Genomic DNA, 20,065 nt, shown 5'->3' with positions numbered 1-20,065 from the left:
AGACGCGTCGGGCCATTGTGCCAGGAGCGCCGGCCGCGCCCCGTTCAGACCTTCACCGGATCGGCGGCCGTCGCGGCGCCCTCCGCCGCCCGCTGCGCAGAGTGTCCCGCGCGGGAGCGCCGCCGGGCCAGGGGCGCGGCGAGAAGCGTCGTGACGACGAAGAAGCCGATGGCCAGCAGCACGATCGTCGCACCGGGCGGCACGTCGTACTGGTAGGAGGTGACGGTGCCGGCCAGGGTCACCGCGGTGCCGATGGCGACGGCGAGGACGAAGGTGACCGTGAAGCTGCGCGAGACCTGCTGCGCGGCGGCCACCGGCACCACCATCAGCGCGCTCACCAGGAGCAGGCCCACGACCCGCATGGCGACCGTGACGGTCACCGCGGCGGTGACCGCGACCAGCAGGTTCAGTGCGCGCACCGGCAGCCCCGTGACCCGGGCGAACTCCTCGTCCTGGCTGACGGCGAACAGCTGGCGGCGCAGCCCGACGGTCACCAGGACGACGAGGGCGGCGAGGATGACGATCGCCGTCACGTCCTGCTGCGACACCGTGGACAGCGAGCCGAAGAGGTACGAGGAGAGGTTGGCGTTGGAGCCGGAGGGGGCCAGGTTGATCAGCAGCACGCCGCCCGCCATGCCGCCGTAGAACAGCATGGCCAGCGCGATGTCGCCGCGGGTCTTGCCGTACCAGCGGATCAGCTCCATGACGACCGCGCCCGCGATCGCGACGGCGGTCGCCGTCCAGACCGGGCTCGCCGACAGCAGGAAGCCGAGGCCGACCCCGGTCATCGCGACGTGCCCGATGCCGTCGCCCATCAGCGACTGGCGGCGCTGCACGAGGTAGATGCCGATCGCGGGCGCGGTGATGCCGACGAGCACGGCGGCGATCAGCGCCCGCTGCATGAACGGGGTGCTGAAGATGTCCATCAGTTCGCTCATGTCAGCTCAGCAGTCCCGTCGGCAGCGGGGACGCGGCGCCCGCCGCGTCCGGGTGGCAGTCTTCCTTGGTCAGGTGGTGGTCGTCGTGGCCGGGCAGGGCGCCCGCCGTCGGCGGACCGTCGTGCACGACCAGGCCGTCGCGCAGGACGACGGTCCGGTCGATGAGGGGCTCCAGCGGGCCCAGCTCGTGCAGCACGAGCAGGACCGAGACGCCCGCGGCGACCTGCCGGCGCAGGGTCCCCGCGAGGATCTCCTGGCTGGCCAGGTCCACCCCCGCCATCGGCTCGTCCATGATCAGCAGCTCGGGCTCGGAGGCGAGCGCCCGCGCGATCAGCACCCGCTGGTGCTGGCCGCCGGAGAGCGCGCTCACCGAGTCCTTCGCCCGGTCCGCGAGGCCGACCAGGCCGATCGCCCGGTCGACGGCGGCCTTGTCGGTCTTCGAGGAGAGCAGGCCGAGCCGGGAGCGGGAGAGCCGGCCGGAGGAGACCACCTCGCGGACGGTGGCGGGCACCCCGCCCGCGGCGGTGGTGCGCTGGGGCACGTATCCCACCCGCGCCCACTGCCTGAACTGCTTCAGCGGGGTGCCGAACAGCTCGACCGAGCCACCCGTCAGCGGCACCTGGCCGATGACCGAGCGCACGGCCGTGGACTTGCCGGAGCCGTTCGCGCCGAGCAGGGCGACGACCTCGCCGCGCCGCACGGCGAGGTCGACGCCGCGCAGCACCGGGCGTGAGCCGAGCGTGGCGGTGGCCGAGCTCAGGGAGATGACGGCGTCGTGTCGCACGGTTCGCGCCTCCTGGGACGTCTGCTGCGGGATTCGGCTCACTTCGCGCCGAGCGCCTTCTTCAGGGCCGTGAGGTTGGACCGCATGACCTCCAGGTAGTCGGCGCCCCTGGACTTGTCGGTGATCCCCTCCAGCGGGTCCAGGACGTCGGTCCTGAGGCCGGTGTCCTTGGCGAGGGTGTTCGCCGTCCGGTCGCTGACCAGGGTCTCGAAGAAGACCGTGCTGACCTTGTCGTCCTTGGCGATCTTCTGGAGCTGCTTGATGCGGGCCGGGCTGGGCTCGGACTCGGGGGCGACGCCGCTGATGCCCTCCTGCTCCAGGCCGTACCGCTCGGCGAGGTAGCCGAAGGCGGAGTGGGTGGTGATGAAGGTCTTGGTGGTGGTGTTCTTCAGGCCGTTCTCGAACGCCGTGTTCAGGCCGTCGAGCTTGGTGACCAGGGTCGCGGTGTTCTTCTTGTACGTCGCCGCGTTGTCCGGGTCGGCCTTCTCAAGGGCAGCTCCGACGCCCTTGGCGACCTCGGCGTACTTCACCGGGTCCAGCCAGATGTGCGGGTCGGTGCCGGCCTCGTCGTGCCCGTGGTCGTGGCCCTCGTGCCCGGCCTCCTCCTCGGCGTGCTCGTGCCCGCCGGCCTCGGTGCCGTGCGTCTCCAGCTTCGTCAGGGTCGCGGCGTCGACGGCCGACTTCGCGCCGGACTGCTGCACGGCCTCGTCGACGGCGGGCTGGAGGCCGCGCAGGTAGAGGATCAGGTCCGCGTCGGAGAGCTCGGCGGTCTGCTTGGGCTTGAGTTCCAGATCGTGCGGCTCCTGGCCCGGCTTGGCCAGCGTGCTGACCGCGACCTTGTCGCCGCCTATCTGCTCGGCCAGGTACTGCATGGGGTAGAACGACGCGATCACGTCCAGCTTGCCGTCGGTGTTCTTCCCGTCGGCGGCGGACGAGCTGCCCGCGCACGCGGACAGCGTGACCAGGCCCAGGGAGACGGCGGCGGCGGTGGCGGGTATGAGGCGACGTACGTTCATGACAGTCATTTTCAACAAAAGTGGAAACGATTGTCAATAGTGCGGTTGTCCGCTCTGTACCCCATACCGATTTGATCCTGGGCCCCCGCACGCCGGTAACCTGAAGCATTCGCCGGGCGGAGCCGGGTCGTGGCCGTGCAGGGGGGCCGCGCGGGACTGCGCGCACCGGCGTCGAAAGCAACTTGAGAACGTACAGACCTCGTCGTCGTAATGAAGAGAGCACCGTGGCCGCCGACAAGATCGAGACCATCGTCAGCCTGAGCAAGCGCCGTGGCTTCGTTTACCCGTGCAGTGAGATCTACGGCGGCTCCAGGGCTGCCTGGGACTACGGTCCGCTGGGTGTCGAGCTCAAGGAGAACATCAAGCGCCAGTGGTGGCGCGCGATGGTCATCGCGCGCGAAGACGTGGTCGGTATCGACTCGTCGGTCATCCTGGCCCCCGAGGTGTGGGAGGCGTCCGGTCACGTCCAGACCTTCTCCGACCCGCTCACCGAGTGCACCGCCTGCCACAAGCGGCACCGCGCCGACCACCTGATCGAGGCGTACGAGGCCAAGCACCACGGCCGCGCCCCCGAGAACGGCCTGGCCGACGTCAACTGCCCCAACTGCGGTACCAAGGGCCAGTTCACCGAGCCCAAGCAGTTCTCCGGCATGCTGCAGACGCACCTGGGCCCGACCCAGGACTCCGCCGCGTACCTGCGGCCGGAGACCGCGCAGGGCATCTTCACCAACTTCGCCCAGGTGCAGCAGACTTCCCGCAAGAAGCCGCCGTTCGGCATCGCGCAGATGGGCAAGTCCTTCCGGAACGAGATCACTCCGGGCAACTTCATCTTCCGCACCCGCGAGTTCGAGCAGATGGAGATGGAGTTCTTCGTCAAGCCGGGCGAGGACGAGCAGTGGCAGGAATACTGGATGGAGCAGCGCTGGAACTGGTACCTGGACCTCGGCATCAACCCCGAGAACATCCGCTGGTTCGAGCACCCGGCCGAGAAGCTGTCGCACTACTCCAAGCGCACCGCCGACATCGAGTACCGCTTCAACTTCGGCGGTCAGGAGTTCTCCGAGCTCGAAGGCGTCGCCAACCGCACCGACTTCGACCTGAAGGCGCACTCCAAGGCGTCCGGCCACGACCTGGTCTACTTCGACCAGGAGGCCAACGAGCGCTGGACGCCGTACGTCATCGAGCCGGCGGCCGGTGTCAACCGCGCCATGCTCGCCTTCATGCTGGACGCCTACCGTGAGGACGAGGCGCCCAACGCCAAGGGCGTCATGGAGAAGCGCGTCGTCATGGGTCTCGACCCGCGTCTGGCCCCGGTCAAGGTGGCCGTCCTGCCGCTGTCCCGCAACCCGCAGCTCTCGCCGAAGGCCAAGGGCCTCGCCGCCGACCTGCGGAAGAACTGGAACATCGAGTTCGACGACGCGGGCGCCATCGGCCGCCGCTACCGCCGTCAGGACGAGATCGGCACCCCGTTCTGCGTGACCGTCGACTTCGACACCCTCGACGACAACGCGGTCACCGTGCGCGAGCGTGACACCATGAAGCAGGAGCGCGTCTCCCTCGACATGATCCAGGAGTACCTGGCGGTCCGGCTGCTGGGCTGCTGACCTCCTTCTCCCGCGTTTCCCGCGACCCCCGGCCGCCGCTCTGCGCGGCCGGGGGTCGCGGCGTGCGGGCCGGTCGGGCGGCCGGAAATCTGGTGCGGTCGGCGAGCGGGAGGGGGTACCGTTCTGACCATGTTCTTCCAGACGCCGATTTACGAGTGAGAGCGCGACGCCCCCTTCGTGGCGCGTCCCCCACCGATGAATCCGTAGATCACCTCACTTCACTCCGGGAGAACCCATGAGCACGAGCAAGAACATCAACAACCCCGTGGGCCAGGGCGGCGGCCAGCGCAAGAGGCAGTCCCGCGACGAGCGCGCGAACAACGGCCCGCACCGCAACGCCGACCGCCAGAGCGCCGCCGACAAGAAGGCGGAACTGGTCGCGAAGATGCGCGAGAAGGCCGCGGGCGAGAGCAGCGGCGAGACGGGCTCGGGCGCCGAGGCCTGACGCCGAACAACGCGCCCCGGACGCGAGGTCTGACACAGGCCACGCGACCCGAACGCGAGGTCTGACACAGGCCACGCGACCCGAGAGCGAGGCCTGACGAAGGCCGCGCGTCCCGGACGCACCTCTTTCACACCGCAGGGCCCGGACCGCCGAAGTACGCGGTCCGGGCCCTGCGGCCGTGTTCCCACCCCGGGCGCACGTCAGCTGACGGTGCGCGGCAGCCGGAGGTTCAGCAGGCCCGTCAGCGCCACCACCCCCAGCTGCACCAGCAGGGTCACCGTGAGCGCGGCACCCATGCCCAGCGTGGGCGTCAGGGCCAGGAACAGCGTGCCGAGCGTGGCCACACCCACGGCGAGCGCGGACTGCTGGGCAGTCACCATCACCCCGCTGCCCACCCCCGCACGGTCGGCCGGGACGTCGGAGAGCACGATGCGCAGCAGCACCGGGAGCTGGAAACCCTGCCCGAGCCCGGCGAGCAGCATCCCCGGAAGCAGCTCCGCGAAGCCGAGATCCGGCCAGCCACGGCGCACCGCCAGGATCAGCAACACCAGGCCCACCGCCTGGAACAGCGCACCGGCCACCGTGATCCGCCCGCCGAACCTGCCGATCAGCCGAGGGCCGGCGAGGGACGCCCCGAAGAAGGCGAGTGCCATCGGGACCAGGGCGAGCCCGGCGGCCACCGCGCCCATGCCCAGACCCTGCTGGAGCGCCACCGCGATCACGAACATGAAGCCGCCGAAGCTGATGGAGAACGGCACGATCGGCGGCAGCCCGCGCCGCAGCGACTCCACCGCGAACAGGCTCGGCGGGACGAGCGGGGTGCGCCCGGCCCGGTCGGCGCGCCGCTCCACCAGGAAGAACGCGAGGAGCAGGAACGGGAAGGCGGCCAGCGACAGCCACGTCCACAGCGGCCAGCCGGCCGCGCGGCCCTCGGTGAGCGGCGCCAGCAGGGTGATCAGCGAGAGAGCGAGCAGCAGCGTTCCCGGTACGTCGACGGGCGAGGGCTTATCGGAGCGGCTCTCGGGCACCGTGCGCACGGCGAGCAGCAGTCCGGCGACCACCACGGGCACGTTGACGAGGAAGATCGACCGCCAGCCGGTCCCGGCGAGGTCGGCGGCGACGAGGACACCGCCGAGTATCTGCCCGGCGACCATCGCGAGCCCGGCCGTCGCCCCGTACAGGCCCATCGCCTTCGCCCGGCGCGGCCCCGCGGTGGAGGACTGGATGGTGGCCAGCACCTGCGGCAGCATCAGGGCGGAGGCGGCGCCCTGCGCGACCCGGGCGCCGACGAGGGTCCAGGCGTCCGGGGCGAGACCGCAGGCGAGGGAGGTGACGCCGAAGGCCGCCATGCCCCACAGGAACAGCCTGCGCCGGCCGAACAGGTCGCCGAGCCGCCCGCCGAGCACCAACAGGACGGCGTACGCGAGGCCGTAGCCCGCGACGACCAGTTCGAGCATCGCAGGACCCGCGGCCAGCTCGTGGTCGATGGTCGGCAGGGCGACGTTCACGATGAAGAAGTCGACGAGCGGGAGCGCCGCACCGAGCAGCACGGTGAACAGCCCGAGCGGACCGAGGGCGGAGGGCTCCGCGGTACGGGAGCGCAAGGAGGGGCGGGCGGGAGCCGGGGGAAGCGGGGTCGTTGTGGTCACGACAGCCACTCTGCGGGGGCCCGCAGCCTGGTACCAGAGTCTCTCTATCCTGGTACAAGCAGTACCCGGCAACGGGCTGGCCGGTCCTCGGGAGCTTCGGCGAGGGTGGAGGCATGACGACCATGGCACAGGTGACGACGCGAGGGCCGGGGCGGGAGACGACGCCGGGAACGGCGGCGCAGGGGCTCGTGCCGGGAGCGGCGCAGGGGCTCGTGCAGGGAGTGGCGCAAGGGCTTGTGCCGGGGGCGGCGCAGGCGGACGTCCGGGAGCAGGCGCCGGAGGCCGCCCCCGCGGCGCGGAACGGCGAGCCCGACGTCCGCAGGGCCGAGCTCGCCGCCTTCCTGCGCAGCCGCCGCGAACGCATCACCCCCGAGCGGGTCGGTCTCCCGCGCGGACCCCGGCGCCGGACACCGGGCCTGCGCCGCGAGGAGGTCGCGCAGCTCGCGGCCGTCGGGGTCACCTGGTACACGTGGCTGGAGCAGGCCCGGGACATCCAGGTGTCCCCGCAGGTCCTGGACGCCATCGGCCGTGCGCTGCGGATGGACCGGGTGGAGCGCAGCCATCTGTTCGCGCTCGCCGGGACGCCCGACCCCGCCCCCGACGGGCCGTGCCCGACGGTCACCCCCGCCTACCGGGCGCTGCTGCGCCAGCTGGAGCCGATCCCGGCCTGCATCCAGAACAGCAGGTACGACATCCTCGCCTACAACCGGACGTACGCCCGGCTGCTCTGCGACCTCGACGCGCTGCCCCGCGCCGACCGCAACTGCATGCTGCTCGCCTTCACCAACGAGGAGTGGCGGGCCTCGGTCGTCGACCGGCCCAAGGTCAACCGGCTGATGGCCGCGAAGTTCCGGGTGTCGATGGCGGGGCACCTCGCCGAGCCCGCCTGGAAGGCGCTGCTGGCGCGGCTGGAGGCGGAGTCGGCGGAGTTCCGCGAGCTGTGGCAGCGGCACGAGGTCGTCGAGCAGGTCGCCCACACCAAGCATCTCCGTAACGCCGAGGTCGGGCTGCTGCACGTCGAGCACGTCAACCTCTGGCTCAGCCCTGGCACCAGCACGTCCACCGGGCCGCGGCTGGTCAGCTACCCGCCGGTCGACGATGGCACCAGGGCGCGACTGGAACGCCTCCAGGCACTGACGGAGGCCCGCGACGGGGCTGCCGCTGCCCGCGGCTGATCCGAGGCCCGCCGCCGGTCCCCGTCCCCGTCTCCGTCCCCGTCCCCGTCCGCTCAGGCGTGTGCCGAGGTCTTCGCCGGGGCCGCTTCTTCCTCCAGCCGGTCCGCCGTCTGCCTCGCGGTGCGCTGTGCCCAGTTGCCGCTGGTCAGCAGCCCGACCACGAGCACCGCGAGCCCGCAGCCCGCGATGATCCACCAGGCCGGCACGCTCGCCGTCACGAAGCCGGCCGCGTACGAGGTCCCGCTGACGCCCGCCGCGAGGACCGCGCCGATGACGGCGACCCCGAGGGTGGAGCCGATCTGCCGGCTGGTGGAGGCGACCGCGGCGGCGACCCCGGCCTGTGCGCGGGGCATCCCGGAGACAGCCGTGTTGGTGATCGGCGCGTTCACCATGCCGAAGCCGAGGCCGAAGAGCACGTACCCGGTGAACATCAGCGGATCGCTGCGCTCCGCCTCGAAGCCCGCGAACAGCACCGCGCTCACGGCCATCGCCACCCCCGCGACCACCAGTGACAGCCGGGGGCCGCGTGCGGCGACCAGCCGTCCCGACAACGGCGCGCAGACGAAGGTCATGGCCGCCATCGGCAGCATGTAGAGCCCGGCGTGCAGGGCGGAGAGACCCCGGACGTTCTGGAGGTAGAGGGTGTTGAGGAAGAGGAACCCGGCGAGCGAGGCGAAGGCGCAGACGGCGATGACCGTGGCGCCGCTGAACGGGGCGCTCCGGAAGAACCGGACGTCGATCAGGGGCTCCGGCCTGCGCGGCTCGTACACGATCAGTCCGATCAGCGAGAGCACCGAGACCCCCGCCAGCGTCAGCGTCAGCGGCGAGGTCCAGCCCGCCTCCGGGGCCTCGATGATCGCGTACGTGAGTGACGCGAGCAGCCCGATGACCAGGAGCTGGCCCACCGGGTCGGCCCTGCGGGCCTTCGGGGCACGGGACTCGGGTACGAAGCGCAGCGTGAGCAGCAGCGCGGCGAGGCCCACCGGCAGGTTGACCCAGAAGATCGAGCGCCAGCCCACCGAGTCGACGAGCAGCCCGCCGATCAGCGGCCCCGCCGCCATGGAGATGCCGACCACGCCGCCCCAGACGCCGATCGCGCGGGCGCGCTCGCGCGGTTCGGTGAAGGTGTTGGTGATGATCGACATGGCGACCGGGTTGAGCATGGAGCCGCCGACCGCCTGGACCGCGCGGAAGGCGACCAGGGATTCGAGGTTCGGCGCCAGCGAGCAGAGCAGCGAGCCGAGCGTGAACATCACCAGGCCGGCCGTAAAGACCTTCCGGCGGCCGATGCGGTCGGCGGTGGAGCCGGCCAGCATCAGGAGCGAGGCCAGCACCAGGGTGTAGGCGTCGATCGTCCACTGCATCCCGGAGACACTGGCGTCCAGCTCCCGTTGCATGGAGGGCAGGGCGACGTTGAGCGCCGTGTTGTCGAGGCTGACGATCAGCAGGCTCATGCAGCAGATGCCGAGGACGAGCATGCGGCGGCTGTGGGGGAGCGGCGGGGCGGGCCGCGCGGCAAGGGCTTCGGACATCTTCCGATGGTAAGCCAGTTCGATAGTACGGATAACTAAACAACTCGCTCGGCCGAGGGCCTGGCGTGCGCGACAATGAGGTAATGACCTCGCTCAACATCGGCCCCCATGCCGTGCAGCCGCCCGTGGTCCTCGCACCCATGGCAGGCATCACGAACGCCCCCTTCCGCACCCTGTGCCGTGAGTTCTCCGGCGGGAAGGGGCTGTTCGTCAGCGAGATGATCACGACGCGGGCGCTGGTCGAGCGCAACGAGAAGACCATGCAGCTGATCCGCTTCGACGCGACCGAACAGCCTCGCTCGATCCAGCTGTACGGGGTGGACCCGGCCACCGTCGGCAAGGCGGTCCGCATGATCGTGGACGAGGACCTGGCCGACCACATCGACCTCAACTTCGGCTGCCCGGTGCCCAAGGTGACGCGCAAGGGCGGCGGTTCGGCCCTCCCGTACAAGCGGCCGCTGCTGCGGGCGATCCTGCACGAGGCGGTCACGGGCGCGGGCGCCCTGCCGGTCACGATGAAGATGCGCAAGGGCATCGACGACGACCACATCACCTTCCTGGACGCGGGCCGCATCGCCGTGGACGAGGGCGTCACCGCGATCGCCCTGCACGGCCGCACCGCCGCCCAGCACTACGGCGGCACGGCCGACTGGGACGCCATCGCGCGGCTCAAGGAGCACGTCCCGGAGCTCCCGGTGCTCGGCAACGGCGACATCTGGTCGGCGGACGACGCGCTGCGGATGGTGCGCGAGACGGGCTGTGACGGCGTCGTGGTGGGCCGTGGCTGTCTGGGACGGCCGTGGCTGTTCGGCGACCTGGTGGCCGCCTTCGAGGGGCGTGCGGAGCGGGCGACGCCGACCCTGCGCGAGGTGGCCGTGGTGATGCGGCGGCACGCGGAACTGCTCGGCGAGTGGATCGGCGACGAGGCACGCGGTGTCATTGACTTCCGCAAGCATGTGGCCTGGTACCTCAAGGGGTTCTCGACGGGTGGCGAGATGCGCAAGAAGCTCGCTGTGGCGTCTTCTCTCGCCGAAATGGACGCTCATCTGAGCGAGCTTGATCTGGACCAGCCGTGGCCCCAGGGGGCGGATGGGCCCAGGGGGCGTACGTCCGGAAATGGGCGGGTTGTCCTACCTGATGGCTGGCTCAAGGACCCCTACGACTGCGCCGGAATCAGTGACGAAGCCGAGCTGGATACGTCCGGAGGGTGAGATCTGGGGTGCTCCGATGAGCGCTCGGCGGCGTGATTCTCGCCACGCCTGATGATGTAGACGCTCAGATGAGCGCTCGACGGCGGTATGCATTTTCCAAAGGGTGGCACCCAGTGCCACCCTTTATTTTTTCACTCTTCATGGGTTTCGATCACGGAGAGTCGGTGAATAGTGCATGTCGCATTCGGAGCGTAGTGATGCGTTCAACTCCTGAAGTAATGCTGCAACGATCCGGCGACGGCGGACCACTTTCGATCCGGTGGCGGACGGGTGGTTAAAGCCGTATGACGGTTGAGTGGACATACCCAGACACCTTCGATCTGGGTATGTTCCTCGCCGTCAGGGCAGCCAACGCGTCTTCGAGGAGCCGAGACCGTGTCGGAAAACAAAGAACCCCATGTAGCGAAGCGCGGCAGCGCGCAGCAGGCCGGGCAGAAGTTTGTCTACGACTTCACCGAGGGCAACAGGGACCTCAAGGACCTGCTCGGCGGCAAGGGCGCCAACCTCGCCGAGATGACCAACCTCGGCCTGCCGGTGCCTCCGGGGTTCACCATCACGACCGAGGCCTGCAAGGTCTACCTCGACAGCGGCGACGCCCCCAGGGAGCTGCGCGACGAGGTCAGCGCGCACCTGGACGCCCTTGAGTCGAAGATGGGCAAGAAGCTCGGCCAGCAGGACGACCCGCTGCTCGTCTCGGTCCGCTCAGGCGCGAAGTTCTCGATGCCCGGCATGATGGACACCGTCCTCAACATCGGCCTCTCCGACGCGTCCGTGACCGGGCTCGCCAAGCAGCTCGGCGGGGACGAGCGGTTCGCGTGGGACTCCTACCGGCGCCTCATCCAGATGTTCGGCAAGACCGTCCTCGGCGTCGACGGCGAACTCTTCGAAGAGGCCCTCGACGAGGCGAAGACGGCCAAGAAGGTCAAGGTCGACACCGACCTGGAGGCCGCCGACCTCAAGAAGCTCGTGAAGAAGTTCAAGAAGATCGTCTCCGACGGGTGCGGCCGGGACTTCCCGCAGGACCCGCGTGAGCAGATGGACCTCGCCATCAACGCGGTCTTCGACTCGTGGAACACCGACCGCGCCAAGCTCTACCGCCGCCAGGAGCGCATCCCGGGCGACCTGGGCACCGCGGTCAACATCTGCTCGATGGTCTTCGGCAACCTCGGCCCCGACTCCGGCACCGGCGTCGCCTTCACCCGTGACCCGGCCTCCGGGCATCAGGGCGTCTACGGCGACTACCTCCAGAACGCGCAGGGCGAGGACGTCGTCGCTGGCATCCGCAACACGGTCCCGCTCGCCGATCTGGAGTCCATCGACAAGAAGTCGTACGACCAGCTGATGCAGATCATGGAGACCCTCGAAACGCACTACAAGGACCTGTGCGACATCGAGTTCACCATCGAGCGCGGTCAGCTGTGGATGCTCCAGACCCGGGTCGGCAAGCGCACCGCGGGCGCCGCCTTCCGGATCGCCACCCAGCTCGTCGACCAGGGCCTCATCGACGAGGCCGAGGCCCTGCAGCGCGTCAACGGCGCACAGCTCGCGCAGCTGATGTTCCCGCGCTTCGACGGGGACGCGAAGAAGACCCAGCTCCTGGGCCGCGGCATCGCCGCCTCGCCGGGCGCCGCCGTCGGCAAGGCCGTCTTCGACTCGTACACGGCCGTCAAGTGGTCGCGTTCGGGCGAGAAGGTCATCCTGATCCGCCGTGAGACCAACCCGGACGACCTCGACGGGATGATCGCCGCCGAGGGCATCCTGACCAGTCGTGGCGGCAAGACCTCGCACGCGGCCGTGGTGGCGCGCGGCATGGGCAAGACCTGCGTCTGCGGAGCCGAGGAGATCGAGGTCGACACCAAGCGCCGCCGGCTCACCGTCGGCTCCACGGTGGTCGAGGAGGGCGACGTCGTCTCCATCGACGGCTCGTCGGGCAAGGTCTACCTGGGCGAGGTCCCCGTCGTCCCGTCGCCGGTCGTCGAGTACTTCGAGGGCCGGATGCACGCCGGCGCCGACGACGCCGACGAACTGGTCGAGGCCGTGCACCGGATCATGGCGTACGCCGACCGCCGCCGCAGGCTGCGGGTGCGGGCCAACGCCGACAACGCCGAGGACGCGCTGCGCGCCCGCCGCTTCGGCGCCCAGGGCATCGGTCTGTGCCGCACCGAGCACATGTTCCTCGGCGAGCGCCGCGAGATGGTCGAGAAGCTGATCCTCGCCGACACGGACGACGAGCGCGAGGACGCCCTCAAGGGCCTGCTGCCGCTCCAGAAGAAGGACTTCATAGAGCTCTTCGAGGCGATGGACGGCCTGCCGGTCACCGTCCGCCTACTGGACCCGCCGCTGCACGAGTTCCTTCCCGACATCACCGAGCTGTCGGTACGGGTCGCGCTCGCCGAGTCCCGCAAGGACGCCAACGAGAACGACCTGCGGCTGCTCCAGGCCGTGCACCGGCTGCACGAGCAGAACCCGATGCTCGGCCTGCGCGGCGTACGGCTCGGCCTGGTCATCCCCGGCCTGTTCACCATGCAGGTCCGCGCCATCGCCGAGGCCGCCGCCGCCCGCAAGAACGCCAAGGGCGACCCGCGCGCGGAGATCATGATTCCGCTGGTCGGCACCGTCCAGGAGCTGGAGATCGTCCGCGAGGAGGCCGAAGCGGTCATCGCCGAGGTCGAGGCGGCCCACGGCACCGACCTAAAGCTGGCGCTCGGCACGATGATCGAGCTGCCGCGGGCGGCCATCACGGCCGGTCAGATCGCCGAGGCCGCGGAGTTCTTCTCCTTCGGTACGAACGACCTCACGCAGACCGTCTGGGGCTTCTCGCGGGACGACGTGGAGGCCTCGTTCTTCACCGCGTACCTGGAGAAGGGCATCTTCGGGGTCTCCCCGTTCGAGACCATCGACCGGGACGGCGTCGGCGCGCTGGTGCGCTCGGCCGTCGAGGCCGGCCGCAAGACCCGCCCCGACCTCAAGCTGGGCGTCTGCGGTGAGCACGGCGGCGACCCGGAGTCCGTCCACTTCTTCCACGAGGTCGGCCTGGACTACGTCTCCTGCTCCCCGTTCCGGATTCCGGTCGCGCGGCTGGAGGCGGGCCGGGCGGCGGCACAGTCCTCGGGCAGCGACAGCCGCTGAGCCCCCGGGCAGGCACGGCCTCCGGGCCGCAGGGCAGGCACGGTCGCTGAGCCCCGGGCAGGCACGGTCGCTGAGTCCCGGGCAGGCACCTGCTCCGGGCGGCCCGACGAACCACCGGAACCCCCGCCGGGACCTGTTACCCACCCTCACCCCCGGCGGCGGCTCCGGCCCCCACGAAGCGGCGGCACCCTGTGCGGGGGTGCCGCCGCTTCGGCAGTTCCGCGGCGAGTTCGCGCCACGGTGGTGGGTGCGGACACTCGCTGTGGCGGCACATTGCCGGAGGGTGAAGGTCAACCCAACTGCGCGAAGTGGCAGTTGAAAAGTTGACCTTCGCGGCGCCGGGGTACGGCGGCCGGGGGCGGTCGCGCGGCGGTGCGGTGGTGCGGAGCGCGGACGGCGGATCCCCACCCGCCGCCCGCACCCACGCACCTCGGCCGGGCACCGAGTGCGCAACCCCGTACGCCGCCGTCAAGTGCGGCGAAGCCCCCCACGGCCTTCGTCGCTCCCCTCGGGCGTCCGAGGCTGTCGGTGTCCGACGCCGTCAAGCTTCGCCGCTGCCCGGCGCACCCGCGAGGCGTTTCACGCATGGCCGAAAGGCCATGGTGACCCGGTGTAAGGGCGTGCATACTCGTTCGGGGGAACGGTTGCGGGTGCAACCGGTCGGCGAGGGTGGGGAGTTGGATCAGTGGTGCTGCGTATCCACTTCACGGGGGAGGATCTCGCACGGGTGCGGCTCGCCGCCCGTCCTGACGCCCTCTGGGAGACGGTCCTCAGCTTCCACCGGCTCCGGGACCGGCGGGGCGGGCGGGTGTACGGCGACTGGCGCGCCCAGGCGCGGACCCGGCTGGGCAGGGGAGGCTCCCGGCGGCTGCTCGCCTCGGTGGTGCCCGCACGCGGCTACTTCCCCGACTTCCTCACCCCCGCGGAGGGCGTACACGGCTGGGAGGAGGGCCTCTCCGCCGTACGGGCCACGGCCGGCGGCCGGTTCGCGGGCGAACTCGCGCTGCTCAAGAGACAGTTCGACGAGCCACCGCGGCTCGCCGCCCTGGTGGACGCCCTGGGCGACTACCACCGGGCCGCCGTCGCGCCGTACTGGCCCCATGTGCACGCCCGGGTCGAGGCCGAACGGGCGGCCAGGGGGCGCGCCCTCCTCGACGGTGGCGCCGACGCGCTGCTCGCGTCGCTGCCGCCGGCGCTGCGCTGGCGCTCGCCCGTGCTGGAGGCGGACTACCCGGTGGACCGGGACGTGATGCTCGCCGGGCGGGGGCTGCGGCTCCAGCCGTCGTTCTTCTGCCAGGGGGCGCCGGTGATGCTGTACGACCCCGGGCTGCCACCGGTGCTGGTCTACCCGGTGGAGCACGCCGCCCCCCGTACGTCGGCGGCGGGCGGCCCGCACCTGGGCAGGCTCGTCGGGCACACCCGGTCCGCCGTGCTGCGTGCCATCGACCACGGCTGCACGACGAGCGAGCTGGCGCGCCGCGCGGGGGTGTCCCTCGCGTCGGCGAGCCAGCACGCGTGCGTACTGCGGGAGGCGGGGCTGGTGGTCACACTGCGCAACGGCAGCGCGGTGCTCCACTCGCTGACCCCCCTGGGTGCGGCGCTGCTGCGCGGCGGGGCGGCGCCGGCGCTGCAGTACTGACGGCCGGACGGCCAGGGGGCAGGCGGTCAGACGGGCATGCGGCCAGGCGGTCAGGCGGGCAGGCGGTCAGGCGGTCAGGCGCGGAACGGGCCCGTCACCTCGTAGGTGATGCCGCCCGACGAGCTGCCGCTCGTACCGCGCTGGCTGGAGAAGTAGAGACGGCTGCCGTCGGGGGAGAAGGCCGGGCCGGTGATCTCCGAGCCCGACTGGCCGCCGATCCGCAGGAAGGGGGCGACGACGTCGTCCGGGGTGATCAGGCAGATCTCCATGTTGCCGCCGTCCTCGGCGACGAACAGGTCCCCCGACGAGGTACCGGTGACGTTGTCGACGCCGGTCAGCGGGGCGCCGCCGCCGGTGACCAGGGAGTCGTCGTAGACCAGGGCGAGGCTCTGCGCGGCGGCGTCGTAACGCCAGACCCGGTTGTCGCCCTTGGTGGTGAAGAAGCAGACGTCGTCGGCGTAGAAACAGCCCTCGCCGCCGGTGAAGCGCTTGGCGCCGGAGACCTGGTCCCGGGTGGCCTTCGAGGCGCCGGACGGGTCGGGGACGGTGGCCCAGGTGACGGGCCCGCTGGTGCCGGAGCCCATCTTCAGGACCTCCAGCTTGCCCGCGGCGAGATTGCCCCAGACCGAGGGGGTGAAGCGGTAGAAGCAGCCGTCGGTGACGTCCTCGGTCAGGTAGATCACCTTGCGGACGGGGTCGGCGGCGGCGGCCTCGTGCTTGAAGCGCCCCATGGCGTCCCGGCGGACGGCGGCCTTCACGCCCCACGGGTCGGTCTCGAAGACGTACCCGCGGTCGACCTCCTCGCAGCTCAGCCAGGTGTTCCAGGGGGTCTTGCCGCCCGCGCAGTTCTGCCGGGTGGAGGAGAGGATGCGGTAGGCGCCGGTGATCGCCCCGGTGGCCGAGAAGCGGACCGCGCCGGCGCCGCCCGACGGGTTGACCTCCGAGTTGGAGACGTAGATCCAGCCGGTGCCGTCGGCGTAGCAGGCGCCGCCGTCCGGGGCGCTGTGCCAGGTGTACGAGGTACCGGTGACCTTCTGCCCGGAACGGGCGATCACCCGGCTGCGGAACCCGGCGGGCAGCTGGATGCCGTTGGCGTCGGCGGCGCCGGGCGCGCCGTAGGGGCCGGCGCCCGGCTGCGCGGGGTCGGCGAGGGCGGCGCCCCGCCACAGGGTGCCCCCGAAGGCGGCGGCGGAGGAGCCGATGACGGCGGTGCGCAGGAAGGTACGGCGTTCCATGGGGACTCCAGAGGTGGCGAGGTCGGGCAGGGCCTGCCGGTGGAACTTAGAAGCCGTTAATTGACGTACCGTCAACTCGTCGTGAACACAAGCGGAATCAGTCGTCGATCCCCGACCTTTCGACCCCTGCCACGATCCACCGCTGGAAGAACAGGAAGACCAGCAGCAGCGGCAGGATCGACACGGCGGCCGCCACGAACAGCTCGTGCAGGTTGACCGTCTGCGCGGTGTTGAGCGTGGCGAGCGCGACCTGGACCGTCCAGGACCGCTGGTCCTGGCCGATGACCAGCGGCCACAGGAACGCGTTCCACGCACCGATGAACACGATGGTGGCGACGGCGGCGAACACCGGGCGGGAGTTCGGCACGACGACACGCCAGTACGTACGCCAGTGGCCGAGCCCGTCGACGCGTGCCGCGTCCTCCAACTCCCTGGGGAAGCCCAGGAAGTACTGCCGGAAGACGAAACAGGCGAAGGCGGAGAACAGCGTCGGCACGATCAGCCCGCGCAGGGTGGAGATCCAGCCCAGCGAGGAGACCAGCACGAAGCTCGGCACGAAGGTGACCGCGGCCGGGACCATCAGGGTGCCCAGGATCGCGTAGAAGACCTTGTCCGAGTGGCGGTAGGGGATGCGCGCCAGGCCGTACCCGGCGAGCGAGGCGGTGAGGAGGGTGCCCAGCGTGGTGGCCACCGCGATCAGCGCCGAGTTGAGCAGGGAGCGGGCGAAGGGGATCGCGGTGTCGTCGAAGAGTTCGCCGACGTTGTCCCACCGGAGGTCGGCGGGGAGGAAGGTCCACTGCGGCGAGGTGATCTCGGCGTCGGTGGCCAGCCCGTTGCGGACCAGGAGGTAGAAGGGGACGAGGAAGAGCAGGGCGAGAGCGACCAGGAGCGCCACGCGCAACGCGCGGCCCACCCGTACCAGAGCGTCGTCCACGGACCTCAGTCCTCCTTCCGGCCGAGGCCGAAGAAACGTGCCTGGAAGATCGTCACCACGGCGATGACCACTGCCAGGATGACGGCGCCCGCACTGCCCAGCCCCAGGTTCTGACCCTGGCCCAGCGCCTGGTGGTACAGGTACACGAGCGGCGGGCGGGCGTAGGGCGGGTAGCCGCGGGAGTCGGAGAGCAGGTTGTAGAACTCGTCGAAGGCCTGGAAGGCGTTGATGACGAGGAGCAGGACGACCGCGACCGAGGTGGCCCGCAGCTGCGGGAAGGTGAGGTGGCGGAAGACCTGCCAGCCGGGGCGCGCCCCGTCGACGGCCGCCGCCTCGTAGAGGGTGGGGGAGATGCGCTGCAGCCCGGCCAGGAAGAGGATCATGTAGAAGCCGGCCTGGAGCCACAGCCGTACGGTCACGATGGCCAGCCAGTACCAGGGCGGCGAGGTCGTCGACAGCCAGGCCGTCTGGTCGACGCCGAACAGGCCCAGGACGGTGTTGGCGAGGCCGAACCGTACCCCGTTGAAGATCGACATCTTCCAGATGAGCGCCGCGACGACGTAACTGCACGCCGCCGGGAGGAAGAAGACCGACCGGAAGAAGGCCTGCGCGAAGCGGATCCGGTTGACCATCAGCGCGAGCGCGAGGGACAGCGCGTACGTCGCGGGCACGATGAACGCGGTGAACACGACGAACGTGCCGAGGCTGCTGGTGAACGCGTCGTCGCGCAGCATCGCCGCGTAGTTGTCGAAGGCGACGAAGTCCGTCGGGGAGACGGTGTTGTGCGCGTCGAAGAAGCTGAGGTAGAGGCTCCACAGCAGCGGGACGTAGGTGAAGAGGCCGAGCCCGACGGCGAAGGGGCCCACGAAGACCCAGAACCAGAGGGTGTGGTTCTGGGTGCCCAGGAGCCGTGTCCTCATGGTGGTGCCGGTGGCCGTACCGGCGCCCGTGCCGGAGCGGGGGGTCGGGACCCGCGCCGTGGTGCCGGAGCGGTCCCGGGCGCGTCGCGCTGTCGCCCCGGCGCGGTCCCGGGCCGCTGTGGTGCCGGCTTGGTCCGTGGCCGTTGTGGCACCGGCGCGGTCCCGGGCGCCGCGCGCCGTCGCGCCGGTTTGGCCCTGGGCGTCGCGGGCCGTCGCGCCGGCTTGGCCCCGGGCGCCGCGCGCCCTCGCGCCGTCCCGGCCCCGGGCGCCCGGGATCCCTTCCCTCACGACGATTTCTTCTTCACGCGCTGAAGTTCCTCGCCCGCCTTGCGTACGACGGCCTTCAGCTCGGTGTCCGGGTTGGCGCCGTCCTTGATGATGCGGCTGAGGGCGTCCTGGTAGGCGGTCGCCGAGGCGGGCGTCCACAGGAGCGGCTGTGCGTAGGCGTGTTCGCCCGCGTACCGCACGGCGTCGGCCGCCGCGCCCTCCTTCAGCTTGTCCGCCTTCTCGGCCAGTGAGGTGCGGGCCGGGATGTGGAAGCCGTACGACAGGGCGAAGTCATTCTGCAAGTCGGCCTGTTCGATCCACAGCCACTTGACGAACTCCTTGGCGGCGGCCTGCTGCTTGCTGCGCGCGCCGACGGCCGCGCCGTACGCCCCGACCGGCACGGACGGTCTGCCGCCCGCGCCGTCCTCGGGGAACGGCAGCACGCCGAAGTCGTCGCCGAGTGTCTTGCGGACGGCGGGCAGCGCCCACAGCCCCGACCACTGCATCGCGGTCAGCCCCTGGACGAAGGCCGAGGGGTCGGACCAGTCCGTGGGGGCGCCGAGCAGCAGCGACTTGTCGGCGTACAGCTGGCGCAGCTTGCCGAGGGCGCGGGCGGCGGCCGGGTCGTCGAAGCCGACCTTGCCGTCCTCGGTGACGAGGGAGAGCCCGGCGGCGTAGAGCGGGGTGCCACCGATGGCGCCGACGCCGCCGTCGTTGCCGAGGAAGAGACCCTTGGTCGTCTTGTTCGTCAACGCCCGCGCCGCGTCCACGAGTTCGTCGAGCGTCTGCGGCGGCCGGACATTCGCTGCCTTGAGGAGGCTCTTGCGGTAGAAGAGCAGCTGCATGTCGACGACCTGCGGGACCGACCAGATCTTCCCTTCGTACGTCTTCGGGGCGAGGACGGCGGCGTTGAAGTCGTCCTTCACCCCGGGGCCGTCGAAGAGGTCGGTGAGGTCGACCACCTGGCCGCCCCGGATCTGGTCGAGGGTCGGCCCGTTGACCTCGAAGACGTCGGGGCCACCCGGGGTGAGGAGGGCGGCGGCGGTCTGCTGGTCGTAGTTGCCCGGCCGCCACTGGACGGTGACCCTGGCCTTCTTGTACGCGGCGGCGTACCGGCGGACCGCCTGCTCGGTACCGGGTTCGCCGTACTGGTGGTACCACTGCGCGAGCTCGGGCCCGCTGCCCTGGCCACCACCCGAACCACCGCCGCCCCGCCCGGTGTTGGAGCCGCACGCGCTCAACGCGCCTGCGGCGCCGAGACCCGCTGCCGTACCGAGAAGTGCCCTGCGGCTGATCGTCATGTGGTGTTCCCCCTGAGCTGGCACGCCGGTTGCACGTCGGACCGGGACATCGTGCTGCGGGACGCCCCGGCGATCAACCATGCGCCCCGCTCACGTACGGCGTGTTGCTACCGCGTGTCGGTAACCGGAGCGCCGGCAGAGACTGACATCGCTCGCGCAGGCTGGTCGGGCGGGCCCGCGTCCGCCTGGTCGGGCGGGCCCGTGTCCGCCTGGTCGGGCGGGTCTGTTTCTGCCGGCCTTCTTCCGGTTCCGTCCCGCGGCTGCCGTTCGAATCTTGTTTCATTTT

The 20,065-nt window shown here is 70.8% G+C and carries 15 protein-coding genes; 6 read left to right on the top strand and 9 right to left on the bottom strand.

Annotation, left to right across the window (positions count from 1 at the left end; translation table 11 throughout):
* Nucleotides 1-44: 44 nt before the first annotated feature.
* From ACIQM4_RS16560 to ACIQM4_RS16550, 3 genes are read right to left on the bottom strand one after another with little or no spacing between them, the layout of a single operon-like run.
* The gene (locus ACIQM4_RS16560; RefSeq protein ID WP_401592344.1) at nt 45-926 is read right to left on the bottom strand and encodes a metal ABC transporter permease; all 882 of its coding nucleotides are present in this window, start codon (nt 924-926) and stop codon (nt 45-47) included.
* A gap of 13 nt (nt 927-939) precedes the next feature.
* The gene (locus ACIQM4_RS16555) at nt 940-1,755 is read right to left on the bottom strand and encodes a metal ABC transporter ATP-binding protein (protein ID WP_401592342.1); all 816 of its coding nucleotides are present in this window, start codon (nt 1,753-1,755) and stop codon (nt 940-942) included.
* 5 nt (nt 1,756-1,760) lie between these two features.
* On the bottom strand, nt 1,761-2,738 hold the full coding sequence (locus ACIQM4_RS16550; RefSeq protein ID WP_401591790.1) for a metal ABC transporter substrate-binding protein: 978 nt from the start codon (nt 2,736-2,738) through the stop codon (nt 1,761-1,763).
* Nucleotides 2,739-2,962: 224 nt separating this feature from the next.
* Here ACIQM4_RS16550 and ACIQM4_RS16545 point away from each other — a divergent pair, with 224 nt between their 5' ends.
* Entirely contained in the window at nt 2,963-4,342 is a 1,380-nt protein-coding gene (locus ACIQM4_RS16545; RefSeq protein WP_401591788.1) for a glycine--tRNA ligase, read from the top strand.
* 235 nt (nt 4,343-4,577) lie between these two features.
* Nucleotides 4,578-4,787 (top strand): DUF6243 family protein, encoded by a 210-nt coding sequence (locus ACIQM4_RS16540; RefSeq protein ID WP_401591786.1) that lies wholly within the window; start codon nt 4,578-4,580, stop codon nt 4,785-4,787.
* 200 nt (nt 4,788-4,987) lie between these two features.
* On the opposite strand, the gene ACIQM4_RS16535 is transcribed toward ACIQM4_RS16540, so the two are convergent.
* Nucleotides 4,988-6,391 (bottom strand): MFS transporter, encoded by a 1,404-nt coding sequence (locus tag ACIQM4_RS16535; RefSeq protein WP_401592340.1) that lies wholly within the window; start codon nt 6,389-6,391, stop codon nt 4,988-4,990.
* Between the two features lie 158 nt (nt 6,392-6,549).
* Here ACIQM4_RS16535 and ACIQM4_RS16530 point away from each other — a divergent pair, with 158 nt between their 5' ends.
* Nucleotides 6,550-7,611 carry a helix-turn-helix transcriptional regulator gene (locus ACIQM4_RS16530; RefSeq protein WP_401591784.1) on the top strand — a complete coding sequence of 354 codons (1,062 nt, stop codon included), beginning with the start codon at nt 6,550-6,552 and terminating at the stop codon, nt 7,609-7,611.
* Nucleotides 7,612-7,664: 53 nt separating this feature from the next.
* Here ACIQM4_RS16530 and ACIQM4_RS16525 read toward each other — a convergent pair whose 3' ends face one another.
* Nucleotides 7,665-9,143 carry an MFS transporter gene (locus ACIQM4_RS16525; protein WP_401591782.1) on the bottom strand — a complete coding sequence of 493 codons (1,479 nt, stop codon included), beginning with the start codon at nt 9,141-9,143 and terminating at the stop codon, nt 7,665-7,667.
* Nucleotides 9,144-9,226: 83 nt separating this feature from the next.
* Here ACIQM4_RS16525 and dusB point away from each other — a divergent pair, with 83 nt between their 5' ends.
* The 3 genes from dusB (at nt 9,227) to ACIQM4_RS16510 (ending at nt 15,122) form a co-directional block, all read left to right on the top strand.
* The gene (gene dusB / locus ACIQM4_RS16520) at nt 9,227-10,354 is read left to right on the top strand and encodes a tRNA dihydrouridine synthase DusB (RefSeq protein WP_401591780.1); all 1,128 of its coding nucleotides are present in this window, start codon (nt 9,227-9,229) and stop codon (nt 10,352-10,354) included.
* Between the two features lie 375 nt (nt 10,355-10,729).
* On the top strand, nt 10,730-13,483 hold the full coding sequence (gene ppdK / locus ACIQM4_RS16515; RefSeq protein ID WP_401591778.1) for a pyruvate, phosphate dikinase: 2,754 nt from the start codon (nt 10,730-10,732) through the stop codon (nt 13,481-13,483).
* Nucleotides 13,484-14,171: 688 nt separating this feature from the next.
* Entirely contained in the window at nt 14,172-15,122 is a 951-nt protein-coding gene (locus ACIQM4_RS16510) for a DUF5937 family protein (protein ID WP_401592338.1), read from the top strand.
* A gap of 74 nt (nt 15,123-15,196) precedes the next feature.
* On the opposite strand, the gene ACIQM4_RS16505 is transcribed toward ACIQM4_RS16510, so the two are convergent.
* The 4 genes from ACIQM4_RS16505 to ACIQM4_RS16490 form a co-directional block, all read right to left on the bottom strand.
* Nucleotides 15,197-16,357, bottom strand: coding sequence for an alkaline phosphatase PhoX (locus ACIQM4_RS16505; protein WP_401591776.1), 1,161 nt, complete (start codon nt 16,355-16,357; stop codon nt 15,197-15,199).
* 97 nt (nt 16,358-16,454) lie between these two features.
* Nucleotides 16,455-17,291, bottom strand: coding sequence for a carbohydrate ABC transporter permease (locus ACIQM4_RS16500; protein WP_401591774.1), 837 nt, complete (start codon nt 17,289-17,291; stop codon nt 16,455-16,457).
* A gap of 5 nt (nt 17,292-17,296) precedes the next feature.
* Nucleotides 17,297-18,211, bottom strand: a complete 915-nt coding sequence (locus ACIQM4_RS16495) for a carbohydrate ABC transporter permease (protein ID WP_401591772.1) — start codon at nt 18,209-18,211, stop codon at nt 17,297-17,299.
* Between the two features lie 284 nt (nt 18,212-18,495).
* A complete protein-coding gene (locus ACIQM4_RS16490; protein WP_401591770.1) occupies nt 18,496-19,779 on the bottom strand; it encodes an ABC transporter substrate-binding protein in 1,284 nt (427 codons plus the stop codon).
* Between the last annotated feature and the right edge of the window lie 286 nt (nt 19,780-20,065).

This window comes from Streptomyces sp. NPDC091272, assembly GCF_044757485.1.
Classification (GTDB): domain Bacteria; phylum Actinomycetota; class Actinomycetes; order Streptomycetales; family Streptomycetaceae; genus Streptomyces.
The sequence above is the reverse complement of the archived record's forward strand: the minus strand, read 5'-3'. Positions and strand labels throughout refer to the sequence as shown.